At 65.5% G+C, this 11,680-nt stretch carries 8 protein-coding genes; 7 read left to right on the top strand and 1 reads right to left on the bottom strand.

Going from position 1 to position 11,680, the window contains the following annotated elements:
- Positions 1 to 55 precede the first annotated feature (55 nt).
- The 3 genes from B3D39_RS02210 to cysK all read left to right on the top strand — a co-directional run bounded on the left by B3D39_RS02210 (position 56) and on the right by cysK (position 3,590).
- Complete coding sequence (locus B3D39_RS02210; RefSeq protein WP_274961509.1) at positions 56 to 1,006, top strand: glycosyltransferase; 951 nt, start codon at positions 56 to 58, stop codon at positions 1,004 to 1,006.
- A gap of 67 nt (positions 1,007 to 1,073) precedes the next feature.
- A complete protein-coding gene (locus tag B3D39_RS02215) occupies positions 1,074 to 2,033 on the top strand; it encodes a glycosyltransferase family 2 protein (protein WP_274961508.1) in 960 nt (319 codons plus the stop codon).
- Between the two features lie 591 nt (positions 2,034 to 2,624).
- The gene (gene cysK / locus B3D39_RS02220) at positions 2,625 to 3,590 is read left to right on the top strand and encodes a cysteine synthase A (protein WP_274961507.1); all 966 of its coding nucleotides are present in this window, start codon (positions 2,625 to 2,627) and stop codon (positions 3,588 to 3,590) included.
- On the opposite strand, the gene B3D39_RS02225 is transcribed toward cysK, so the two are convergent.
- A complete protein-coding gene (locus B3D39_RS02225; protein ID WP_274961506.1) occupies positions 3,545 to 4,963 on the bottom strand; it encodes a serine hydrolase domain-containing protein in 1,419 nt (472 codons plus the stop codon). The two genes, cysK and B3D39_RS02225, sit on opposite strands and share 46 nt — an antisense overlap.
- A 257-nt stretch (positions 4,964 to 5,220) precedes the next feature.
- Between B3D39_RS02225 and B3D39_RS02230 the strand changes: the two genes are divergently transcribed.
- The 4 genes from B3D39_RS02230 (at position 5,221) to hypF (ending at position 11,399) form a co-directional block, all read left to right on the top strand.
- Positions 5,221 to 6,612, top strand: a complete 1,392-nt coding sequence (locus B3D39_RS02230) for a sensor histidine kinase (protein ID WP_274961505.1) — start codon at positions 5,221 to 5,223, stop codon at positions 6,610 to 6,612.
- On the top strand, positions 6,609 to 7,607 hold the full coding sequence (locus B3D39_RS02235) for a HupU protein (protein WP_274961504.1): 999 nt from the start codon (positions 6,609 to 6,611) through the stop codon (positions 7,605 to 7,607). Before B3D39_RS02230 ends, B3D39_RS02235 begins: the two co-directional genes overlap by 4 nt.
- On the top strand, positions 7,604 to 9,031 hold the full coding sequence (locus B3D39_RS02240) for a nickel-dependent hydrogenase large subunit (protein WP_274961503.1): 1,428 nt from the start codon (positions 7,604 to 7,606) through the stop codon (positions 9,029 to 9,031). Before B3D39_RS02235 ends, B3D39_RS02240 begins: the two co-directional genes overlap by 4 nt.
- A gap of 103 nt (positions 9,032 to 9,134) precedes the next feature.
- On the top strand, positions 9,135 to 11,399 hold the full coding sequence (gene hypF / locus B3D39_RS02245; protein ID WP_274961502.1) for a carbamoyltransferase HypF: 2,265 nt from the start codon (positions 9,135 to 9,137) through the stop codon (positions 11,397 to 11,399).
- Positions 11,400 to 11,680 lie beyond the last annotated feature (281 nt).

Here is an 11,680-nt window from a genome sequence, read left to right on the forward strand (position 1 = left end):
GGCTGGGGCAGCTTTCACGAACAAGGTCATTCCCGTCTTCTATGACGGTTACGAGATGCGCGCCTGGGAGATGCCCCTGGGGCGGCAGCTTTCGCAGCTGCGCGGGGTTGCGCGGCGCAGCTACCGCAAATTGAAGCGAAAGCAGCCCTATACCGGGTTCTTCACGGCGTTCCTGAACCTGACGGAAAGTCTTCGGCGAAACGGGTATGACGTTCGGATCAATGATTTCGCGCTCGCCCGTCGGTCACCGGACAGACCGATCGCCATTGCCGGTCATCAGTCGGTCTGGAGCGATGTCGATCTGCCCAATCCGACCCTGTTCGGGCCCGGCTGGGTTCCCTATCCGGACCGCGCCGAGGCGATGCTGGCTGAACGGAACTATCAGATCGTCACGCAGCCGTCGGAATGGCCGATCCGGCTTTATACACCTCAGGTCGCCGCGAAAATGGCCCCGATGTTCGTCGGGATCGATACGGATCGATGGCCGCTTCTCGCTGAGAACCGCAAGCAGATCGACTGCGTTATCTACAACAAGATCCGCTGGAACCACGCCGCGCGCGAGGCAGATACGATGCAGCCGCTGCGGGCCATGCTCGACCGCCGCGGCCTGCGTTCGGTCGAGCTGAAATATGGCGAGCACGAGTTGGCCGAGTATCGCAGCGCCTTGGCCAAGGGGCGTGCATTAATCTTCGTGACCGAGCACGAAACCCAAGGCCTTGCTTATCAGGAGGCGATGTCTTCCGGCGTTCCGGTTTTCGCGTGGGATGAAGGCGAACTCGTCGACCCGCTCGGTGCCAAGTTCGTCCCCGAAGGCTTGGAAGTCTCGGCCGTTCCTTATTTTGACGATCGATGCGGGCTGCGTTGGACGCGTGCGAATATGGAAGACCGGTTCGAGGACTTCTGGGCGCGGCTGCCGGAGTATCAGCCTCGCGAATACATCCTCGACGAGCTTTCCCTCGAGCGCGGCGCTCGGCGCTTTCTGGACCTGTTTGAGAGGATCGCGTGATGCCGAACTGTAAACGTCAGGCGTGCCGCGGCCGGTCAGACCTCTTTTCGACGAGGAAGGTGTTCCAATGCCGTTAGCGCTCGTGCGAATGCCGACCTATCGGCGCCCCGACCTGTTGCGGCGTGCCATAGGCACGCTTCAGGCGCAGACCTTCGAGGATTGGGTCTGTGAAGTGCGCGACGACTGCCCCGATGCGAGCGGTCGTGCGATGGTCGAAGAGATTGGCGACCCGCGGGTTCACTACGTGCAGAACCGCCCGCAGAAATACATGACGCGCAATCTCGATGACTGCTTTCTCAAGGAGAACCCCTACAAGGCCGATTACTTCTGCATGCTGGAAGACGACAACCAAGTCTTCCCGGAATACCTTGCGCGAGGCCACGAGATTTGCACCCAGCAGGGGGTGAACCTCTGCATGCTGAGTCAGGTCATCGAACACGAAAGCCGGACGCCCAACGCCTATCTCGGCGACAAGGGCATCTTCGATGATGTCTATGACGAGCGAACCTATATGCCCGAAGAGGTTCATCTGGCGATCTTCGGGTCGATCGGCGTGTCGAACGGTGCGCTGTTTTGGTCGCGAAATATGAAGGGCAGTCTGGCGGTGAAGGTCGATACGATCCCGACGCTGGAGGAATATCTGCGCACGGCTCTGATCTCCGAACCTGTCTATGTCTGTCGCGAACGGCTGGCCGCGTGGGCAGAGAACGAGACATCGACCACTCGCAATCTGGGCCTCGACAAAGGGTGGCTGCGTCGCGAGCTTGATCTCAAGGCGTCAATCACGCGGCTTCAACGGGCGATCTGGGGCCGAACCTCGCCAGAGGCGAAGGACGCATTTCTGGCTGGCGAGGTTCTGCGGATACCGCGTTCGGCACGGATCGAGGCGCTCCAGAAGGCGGGAATTGCGGCGAACGGGGTTCCGGGGAATTTCCAGCCAAAGGCGATCTTGAAGCGGAATGCCGTGCGCTTTGTCGGCCGCGCTCATTCCTCTGTAGATGCCACTTTGCCGAGAGTAAGTAACTGAAATTAACACGCATTAAGTGTGTGAAAGCAGGACGTTCCGCCGCGAATAGCTGACGGTCAGGCGATTCCCTCGTGTCTTGCGCAGGGGGTTTCGGCCAGCCGCCGCCGATCGCAATTCCATTAAAATCAGGAATCCAGCCCGTAAATGCGCGTTTTTTAAGCATTTTCGGGTGACTTTTTAATGCGCGCGCAACCGCGGATTGAATCGCCGCAAAAACCGCTAGCGGTTCATCAGAGCTGTGTAACCCTTTCTATATTCAATCAAACGTGGGGGTATATGTGGTGATTGAAAATTCTCGAAGCAAAAATGACGCCATCCGGTATGAGCGACCCAAATTGAAACATTTGGGGTCTCTCGAAGATCTGACGCATGGCGGCCGCGGTCGCGGACACAAGGATGACGATTATGACGGACACGGCTCGTACTGTCCGCCGGATTTAGCCTTCTCGTAACGGCGTTCGGAAAGCTCCGGGTGCTGCCAGTTGCCCGGTAAAGAAGTGGAAGCCTCGCAGCGATGCGAGGCTTTCGTCTTTCCCTTCCGCGCGTGTTGCTCTTTGATGGCGCGGCAAATGACAGGAAGGGAGCGCGCGCATGGCACGTATTTACGAAGACAATTCGCTCAGCATCGGAAACACGCCGCTGGTGCGGCTCAACCGCATGACCGAGGGCGCGGGCGCGACCGTTCTGGCCAAGATCGAGGGGCGCAACCCGGCGTGGTCGGTGAAATGCCGCGTCGGTGCGAACATGATCTGGGATGCCGAGGAACGCGGCGTGCTCGGTCCCGGCAAGGAGATCGTCGAGCCGACCTCGGGCAATACCGGGATCGCGCTGGCCTTCGTCGCCGCCTCGCGCGGCATCCCGATCACCCTGACCATGCCCGACACGATGAGCATCGAACGGCGCAAGCTGCTTCTGGCCTATGGTGCGAAGCTCGTGCTGACCGAAGGCGCGCAGGGCATGAAGGGGGCGATCGCCAAGGCCGAGGAGATCGCGGCCTCCGATCCCGACCGTTACGTGTTGCTGCAGCAGTTCAACAACCCCGCGAACCCCGAGATTCACGCGAAGACCACGGGCCCGGAGATTTTCGAGGATACCGATGGCGTGGTCGATATCTTCGTCGCGGGCGTCGGCACGGGCGGCACGATCACCGGCGTCTCGCGTTATCTGAAAAAGGAAAAGGGTCTGCCGGTGATCTCGGTCGCGGTCGAGCCCGAAGCCAGCCCGGTTCTGTCGCAGGCCCGCGCGGGCGAGGCGCTGCAGCCCGGTCCGCACAAGATTCAGGGCATCGGGGCGGGCTTCGTGCCGAAGGTGCTCGACATGGATCTGGTGGACCGGATCGAGCAGGTCAGCAATGACGAGGCGATCGAGATCGCCCGGCGGTTGGCGCGCGAAGAGGGTATCCTCGCCGGGATTTCCTGCGGCGCGGCTGCGGCTGCGGCCCTGCGCCTCGCGCGCGAACCGGAGAACGCGGGCAAGACCATCGTCGTCGTGCTGCCGGATTCGGGCGAGCGTTACCTGTCTTCGGCGCTGTTCGAAGGGATGTTCGACGAGGCCTGAGTGGTGGTCTTTGCCGCCTCCAGCAATGCCGCCACCAGCTTCTGTGGGCGGTAGTTCAGGTCCGACGGCGTCAGTCCCATCCGCACCACGACCATATCGGCCGAGGGGACCACGGTGACGGTCTGCCCGTCATGCCCCTCTAGCCAATAGGTGTCGGCGGGCAGCCCGAACCGCGCGTCATCGCCAGCTTTCTGCTGATCGCTCGGGCCAGCCAGCCATGTCATGCCCTTCCCATAGACCCCGTCGGTCGGGGCGGGTGCATGCATCCGTTGCACGAATTCGGCGGGCAGCAATTGCCGACCATCCCATTTGCCATCCTGTAGCAGGAACTGGCCGAAGCGCGCCCAGTCCCGCGCAGTGGCGTAGAGGTAGGAGCTGCCCACGAAAGTCCCGGAGGCATCGGTCTCGAGCGTGGCCGAACTCATCCCGAGCGGATCGAACAGCTTGCGGCGCGGCCAGGCGAGCGCGGTGGAGGTGTCGCCCACCGCATTTTGCCAGATGCGCGACAGCAGCACGGCGGTGCCGCTGGAATAGCTGAAATGGGTGCCGGGCGGGTGATCGAGCGGCTGCGATGCTGCGAATTGCGCCATGTCCGGCTCGAGATAGAGCATCCGGGTCACATCCGAGACGTCGCCGTAATCCTCGTTGAAGCGCAGCCCGCTCGACATCGACATCAGCTGCGCGACGGTGATCTTCGCGCGGTCGTCGCCCTGCCATTCGGGCAGCAGGTCGCTTTGGTCCATCCGCAGTTTGCCCGCCTCGATCGCGGTGCCGACAAGGGCCGCAGTGACGGTCTTCGTCATCGACCAGCCCAGAAGCGGCGTCGTCGCATCGAAGCCATCGCCGTAGCGTTCGGCCACGAGCTTGCCATCCTTGATCACCACCACCGCGCGCATACCCGGTCCGGTCAGTGCATCGTCGCGCAAAACCGCATCGAAGCGGCCTTGCCCGGTCAGGTCGGTTTTCGATCCCGTGGGCCAGAGGGCGGCGCTTTTGCTGGGCCCCGGCGCGGGCGGGGCGCTTTGATCGCCGGCGTCGGCCAGATTGCCATCGGGGTAGGTCGCGCAGCCAAGGCCCACGCGCTCCTCGGCGGTCGTGGGCGCGATGATCCCGGCGAAGGCGGCTCGGACCCGGCCTGCCCGGCGATCCGTGCTGACCCAGAAGGCGCGCAGCAACGGGTTGCCCGGCGCCTGCACATCGGTTTCGAGAACTTCATCGGGGTCACGGCCTTGCAGCGCTTCCGCCGAGCAGGTGATCTTCGCGCTATAGCCAGCGCCCACGCGCAGCAGCTCCGGCGGCACCATAACCGCATAGAGCACCGCCGCCACGACAAGCCCGCCGATCCCGGCAAGCACCGCTTTCCATCCCCGCATCTCGTCCTCCCTCGGGTTCCCGCCGCGCCGGACGCGCCAAGTCACCCGCCTGTTTGCGCTCGCGCTGTAGTTTTGGCAAAGCGCGCGCCCTTGCCAAGAGGGCGAGGCGCGGGCTGACGGAAGGTCATCTTGGGGTATGGTGCGTCTTTTGACACGAAATCCGCCCCTCGGTGCGGGAGCCGAGATCATGGACTGAGCGCTGCGAATGGGCTAGCGATAAGGGATGGGCGCCCGTTGCGCCCGGCTTTGAGAGTGTCATGTCGCGCGAGTCCGCACCCGATAGCCAGCACCCCTTGGACCCGACCTTGGCCGGGCTGTTGCGCCACGCGCCGGGCGCGGATGAGGGGGCGGGCGAAGACGTCTGGTTCGATGTGCTCTCGGCGGTCGACCGGACCTATGCCGATCTGGTGGATTATCAGGAGCGGCTGGAGCAGCAGAACCACGAGCTGGAGGATCTGCGCTCTTTCCTCGGGTCGATCCTCGCCTCGGTTTCGGATGCGCTGATCGTGATTTCGCGCTCGGGCGAGGTGCTGGAAACCTCGGCCTCGGTCGCAAGCCTGACTGGCGAGCCGCCCGGCGCTTGGCACGGACGCAAGCTCGCAGGCATGTTCGACGCGCGCTCGGTCGAGGCCTTGGATCGCGGGCTGGCGGAGGCTGCGAATACCCGCAAGCCGGTGACGATCGAAGCGGCGCTGAGCGGGCCGGAAGGGCCCGCGCCGCTGGAATTGTCGATCAGCCCGCGTATGGACGAACGCTCCCGCATCGCGGGCTACGTGCTGACCGGGCGGCCCTTGGGCGAATTGCGCCAGGCCTATTCCGAGCTGGAGCAGAGCCACGAAGAACTGAAATCGACGCAGGCGCAGCTGGTGCGCAACGAGAAGCTGGCCTCGCTGGGCCGTCTTCTCGCTGGCGTCGCGCATGAGCTGAACAACCCGATTTCCTTCGTCTACGCGAATACCCATGCGCTGGAACGCTATGCGGGCAAGTTCGAGGCCTATTTCGAGAAAGTGCAGGCCGGAGCGGATCGAGAGGCACTGATCGCCCTGCGCGAGGAGCTGAAGCTCGACCGTGAAATCCGCAACCTGCGCTCGGCCATCGAGGGCGCGCGCGACGGGGCCGAACGGGTGCGCGACATCGTCGAAGATCTGCGGCGGCTGAGTGCCGAAGGCTCGGGCGAGATGGTCGTCTTCGATCTGGTCGAGACCGCGCGGGTGGCGGCGAACTGGGTGCAGCGCGGCTCCAAGGCCGGGGTCGAGATCGCCTTCACCGGCGCGGGGACGCTGCAGGTGCGCGGTCGGCAGGGACATATCCAACAGGTCGTGATGAACCTCGTGCAAAATGCGATCGACGCGCTCTCGGGGCTGGAAGAGGGCACCGGCCGGATCGAGGTCGATGCGCGCGTGATGGAGGGACGCGGGACGTTGTCGGTTGGCGACAATGGCCCCGGCGTGACCGAGGAACTGACGCAGGCGATCTTCGATCCGTTCTTCACCACCAAGGCGGTGGGTGCGGGCACGGGGCTGGGCCTTGCGATCAGCCATAAGATCATCGAGGAGCATGGCGGGCGTCTGCGGCTCTGCCCGAAAGGGTCGGCGCTGGGCGGGGCCTGTTTCTCCTTCGATCTGGAACTGGGCGAGGGGGCGGAATGAAGGTTCTCTGGCTGCAAGCGGCAGGCTGCGGCGGCTGCACCATGTCGCTCCTTTGCGCGGAATCCCCGAATGTCTTCGACACGCTGGGCGGGGCGGGGATCGAGTTCCTCTGGCACCCGACCGTCAGCCTCGAAACCGGGGCGGAGGTGCGCGCGATTTTCGAGGCGGTCGAGAGCGGCGAGATCGAACTGGACGTGCTGGCCATCGAGGGCTCCATCGCGCGCGGACCGCGCGGGACAGGGAAGTTCCAGATGGTGTCCGGCACCGGGCGCTCGATGCTCGACTGGGTGGTGAGCCTCGCGCCGAAAGCCCGTCATGTGGTCGCGGTGGGCACTTGCGCGACCTATGGCGGCGTGACCTCGGCGGGCGGCAACCCCTCCGATGCGGTCGGCGTGCAATATGACGGCGCGCTGCCGGGCGGAGCGCTGCCGGTGGAGTTCCGCTCGGGCTCTGGCCTGCCGGTGATCAACGTGGCGGGCTGCCCGACCCATCCCGACTGGGTGACCGAGACGCTTTTGCTGCTCAATGAAGGCGCGCTGGGTGCGGAGGATCTCGACGCTTTCGGGCGGCCTTTGTTCTACGCCAAGCATCTCGTCCATCACGGCTGCTCGAAAAACGAGTTCTACGAATACAAGGCCTCGGCGGTGGAGCTATCCGATATCGGCTGCATGATGGAGAACTTGGGTTGCATCGGCACGCAGGCCGTGGGCGATTGCAATATCCGGCCGTGGAACGGTGACGGGTCGTGTACCTCGGGCGGATACCCCTGCATCAACTGCACCGCGCCCGAATTCGAGGAACCGCGCCATTCCTTTACCGAGACGCCGAAGATCGCGGGCATCCCGGTGGGCCTCCCGACCGATATGCCAAAGGCATGGTTCATGGCGCTCGCCTCGCTGTCGAAGGCGGCGACGCCCGAGCGGATCGCGAAGAACGCGGTTGCCGACCGGGTCGAGGTGACGCCGACGATCCGCAAGCCGAAAGGACGCAGATGACAGAGACGCCGCGCCTTGTCGTGGGCCCGTTCAATCGGGTCGAGGGCGATCTGGAAGTGCATCTCGACCTCGCCGATGGCGCGGTGGCTGAGGCCCGCGTGAACTCGCCGCTCTATCGCGGGTTCGAGCGGATGCTGGAAGGCAAAGACCCGCGCGATGCGCTGACGATCACGCCGCGGATCTGCGGCATCTGCTCGATCAGCCAGTCCGCGGCGGCGGCGCGCGCGCTGGGCGCGGCGATGGGGCTGGAGCCCACGCCGCAGGGCGCGGCCATGGCGGCGTTGATCCATGCGGTCGAGAATGTCTCGGACCACCTGTTTCATTTCAACCTGTTCTTCATGCCCGATTTCATCCGCCCCGTGTATGCGGACAGGCCGTGGTTCGACCGGGCGGTGGCGCGCTTCACTCCCGCCGAGGGCGGCGCGCAGCGGGCCGCGGTCGCCGCGCGGGCCGAGCTGATGCATATCCTCGGGCTGATGGCGGGCAAATGGCCCCATACGCTCGCGATCCAGCCCGGCGGCGTCACGCGCGCGCCGGGACCGCGCGACAAGGTGCGCATCGAGACGACGTTGCGCGCCTTCCGCCGCTATCTGGAGGAGGTGGTTTTCGGCGGGTCGCTGGAGGTCTTCTGTGCGATCGAGACCGTCGATCAGCTTATGGCGTGGGAGACCGGCGATGCGGGGCTGTTCCTGCGTATCGCGGCCGATCTGGATCTGGACCGGCTCGGGAGCGGCTCGGGGCGGTATATGAGCTTCGGAGCCTATCCGCTGGCCGAAGGGTTCGGCTTTGGGCGCGGGCTGTGGGACGGAGCCTTGGGCGCGGTCGATTTCGGCGCAATCACGGAAGACCTCAGCCATGCGTGGATGCTGGGGGCGCAGGCCCATCCCTGGCAGGGCGAGACACGGCCCGATGAGGCAATGCGCGAGGCCGCCTACAGCTGGTGCAAGGCGCCGCGGCTGAACGGTCAGACGGTGGAGACCGGCGCGCTCGCGCGGCAGCTCGTGGACGGGCATCCGCTGGCGCGTGCGCTGGCGGGCGGCGGCGTTCTGGCGCGGGTCGCCGGGCGGCTGTTGGAACTGGCGCGGACGCAAGCCTTCATGGAGGGGCTTGCGAAAGGGATCCACCCGGCTGCTGCGTTCATGGTGCAGGGCGATTTGCCCGAGGCAGGGCAGGGCGCGGGGCTGGTGGAGGCCGCGCGCGGCGCGCTGGGCCATTGGCTGCGCATCGAGGACGGGCGCATCGCTTCATATCAGATCATCGCGCCCACGACGTGGAATTTCAGCCCGCGCGACGCGGAGGGTGTGCCGGGCCCGCTGGAGGCCGCGCTGGTCGGTGCGCCGGTCGGCGCGGGCGAGACCACGCCGGTCTCGGTGCAGCATATCGTGCGCAGCTTCGATCCCTGCATGGTCTGCACGGTGCATTGAGTAAGTTGGGGGCGCGGTGCCTGCCGTCGCCGGAGGGCGAGATACGTTGACGAAAATGGGGGCTCTGCCCCCGAACCCCCGGGATATTTGAGCCAAGAGGAAGATGCAGGGTTTCGAGATCAGGGTGCGCGGGCAGGTGCAGGGGGTGGGGTTCCGCCCCTTCATCTGGCGGCTTGCGCAGGAGCGCGGCCTTTCGGGCCATGTGCTCAACGATCCAGAGGGCGTGTTGATCCGGGTGGCGGGGGCACTGGACGGTTTGGCCGAGGCGATCTCGGATGAGGCACCGCCGCTTGCGCGGCTCGATGCGGTGGAGGTGTCGGAGTTTGTGTTCGACACCGCGCCTGAGGGCTTCGCGATCGTGGCCTCGCAGGGGGCGGGGGCCGAGACGCGGGTGACGCCGGATGCGGCGACTTGCCCGGACTGTCTTGCGGAAATCCGGGGCGACGGGCGCAGGCGGCACTACGCATTCACGAACTGCACCCATTGCGGGCCGCGTTTCACGATCCTGCACGCGCTGCCCTATGACCGGGCACAGACGACAATGGCGCCCTTCGAGATGTGTCCGGCCTGTCGCGCGGAATATGAGAACCCGGCGGATCGACGTTTTCACGCGCAGCCGATCGCCTGTCCCGAGTGCGGGCCGCGGGTGTGGCTGGAGATGGGCGGGGAAGAGCGTCGAGCCGAAGAGCTCGGAGCGGTTTTGCAGGGTGGCGGGATCGTCGCGGTGAAGGGCTTGGGCGGGTTTCATCTCGCCTGCGATGCGAGCAATGCCGAGGCGGTGGCGCTATTACGGGCGCGCAAGCGCAGGCCTGCAAAGCCCTTCGCGCTGATGGGCGAGATCGAGACCATCCGCCGCTATGCCCAGGTTTCAGAAGCGGAGGCGGAATTGCTGCGCGATCCTGCGGCGCCGATCGTGTTGCTGCAAAAGGCGGGGGAGGCTTTGCCCGAGGCGGTGGCGCCGGGGCAGGACAGCCTCGGCTGGATGCTGCCCTATACGCCGCTTCATCATCTGTTGCTTCGCGAATGGGCGCGGGGGGAAGAGGGCCGGCCCTTGGTAATGACCTCGGGCAATCTCTCGGGCGAGCCGCAGGTGATCGGCAACGGTGAGGCGCGCGAGAAGCTGGCTGGCTTCGTCGATGCCTTCCTGATGCATGACCGCGACATTGCGCGGCGGCTCGATGACAGCGTCGTGCGGGCAGATCCGCCGATGGTACTGCGCCGCGCGCGGGGGCAGGTGCCGGGCACCTTGCCGCTGCCCGAAGGGTTCGAGGGCGCGCCGCAAGTCGTGGGCTATGGCGGGCAGATGAAGGCCGCGATCTGCCTGATCAAGAACGGGCAGGCGCTGCTGGGCCATCATCTGGGCGAGCTGGACGAGGCGCTGACATGGGAGGCGTTCGAGCAGGCAGATGCAGATTATGCGGCTCTGTTCGATCATCGTCCCGAGGTGGTGGCTGTGGATCTGCACCCCGATTTTCGGGCTTCGCGCCACGGGGCCGAACGGGCCGCGCGCGACGGGTTGCATCTGGTCGAGGTGCAGCATCACCATGCGCATCTCGCCGCCTGCATTGCCGAGAACGGTTGGCCGCTGGAGGGCGGCAAGGTCGTGGGGATCGTGCTCGATGGGCTCGGCTTGGGGCCCGATGGCACGGTCTGGGGCGGCGAGCTGTTGCTGGGCGATTACCTTGGGTTCGCGCGGCGCGGCTGGCTTGAGCCCGCGCCGCTGATCGGCGGTGACCGGGCGCAGGCAGAACCGTGGCGCAACGCGCTGGTGCGGCTCGATGCGGCGGGGCTGCCGGGGCTGGCCGACAGGCTGTTCCCGGAGGCCCCGCGCGATCTGGCGCGTCAGGCGGCGGCGAAGGGGATCAACGCGCCGCTGTCGTCGTCGGCGGGGCGGCTCTTCGATGCGGTGGCGGGCTGCCTTGGGATTTGCCCGATGCGGCAGAGTTATGAGGGCGAGGCCGCGATGCGGTTTGAGGCGCTGGCTGCGCACGCGTTGGCACACGGGGAGTCGGCGGAGGCCGGGGCCTATGCGTTCTCGGATGCGGGCGGTGTGCTCGAGACCGGACCGTTTTTTCAGGCGCTCGCCGCCGACCTTGCTGCAGGGGTCGCGCCCGAGTCCATCGCGCTGCGGTTCCATGCGGCGCTGGCGCAGGGCTTTGCCCGCCGGGCGCGGTCGCTGATCGAAAGTGGAGAGGCGAAAGCCGTGGCGCTCACGGGCGGCGTGTATCAGAACGCGCTGCTGCATCGGCTCACCTGCGCGGTGCTGGGCGATCTGCCCGTGCTGCGCCATCGCACGTTGCCGGCGAATGACGGCTCGCTGGCGCTGGGGCAGGCGGTGATTGCTGCGGCGCAGTCGGAAAGAGACTGACCGGAATCCCGGAAAGCTGGTCACTGACGTACCAGTGCGGCCCCGCGCCGCACCGGGGTTTTGACCGGCAACATATCGAAAACAAACAGGAATTCGCGCCTGCGACAACCTGTCATTATTTCGTTCTGTTCGCGGACCCGACCTGCCAATCCTGAGATCACACATGCGTATTCCCCTCGGGAGGAGGGAGAATCCGGTCATCGGGATCACAGAGGGAGGGACACTTTGCCTGCGATCGAAACCTTTTACGACGTGATGCGTCGGCAGGGGATTACCCGCCG

This window comes from Thioclava sp. UBA3469 (assembly GCF_002378135.1).
In the GTDB taxonomy this organism is placed as follows: Bacteria; Pseudomonadota; Alphaproteobacteria; order Rhodobacterales; family Rhodobacteraceae; genus Thioclava; species Thioclava sediminum.

Excerpts from the sequence above, each read along its gene's own strand:
- B3D39_RS02240 (WP_274961503.1), top strand. The coding sequence starts at position 7,604 with ATGACAGAGACGCCGCGCCTTGTCGTGGGCCCGTTCAATCGGGTCGAG.
- B3D39_RS02215 (WP_274961508.1), top strand. The coding sequence starts at position 1,074 with ATGCCGTTAGCGCTCGTGCGAATGCCGACCTATCGGCGCCCCGACCTG.
- hypF (WP_274961502.1), top strand. The coding sequence starts at position 9,135 with ATGCAGGGTTTCGAGATCAGGGTGCGCGGGCAGGTGCAGGGGGTGGGG.
- cysK (WP_274961507.1), top strand. The coding sequence starts at position 2,625 with ATGGCACGTATTTACGAAGACAATTCGCTCAGCATCGGAAACACGCCG.
- B3D39_RS02235 (WP_274961504.1), top strand. The coding sequence starts at position 6,609 with ATGAAGGTTCTCTGGCTGCAAGCGGCAGGCTGCGGCGGCTGCACCATG.
- B3D39_RS02230 (WP_274961505.1), top strand. The coding sequence starts at position 5,221 with ATGTCGCGCGAGTCCGCACCCGATAGCCAGCACCCCTTGGACCCGACC.
- B3D39_RS02210 (WP_274961509.1), top strand. The coding sequence starts at position 56 with ATGCGCGCCTGGGAGATGCCCCTGGGGCGGCAGCTTTCGCAGCTGCGC.
- B3D39_RS02225 (WP_274961506.1), bottom strand. The coding sequence starts at position 4,963 with ATGCGGGGATGGAAAGCGGTGCTTGCCGGGATCGGCGGGCTTGTCGTG.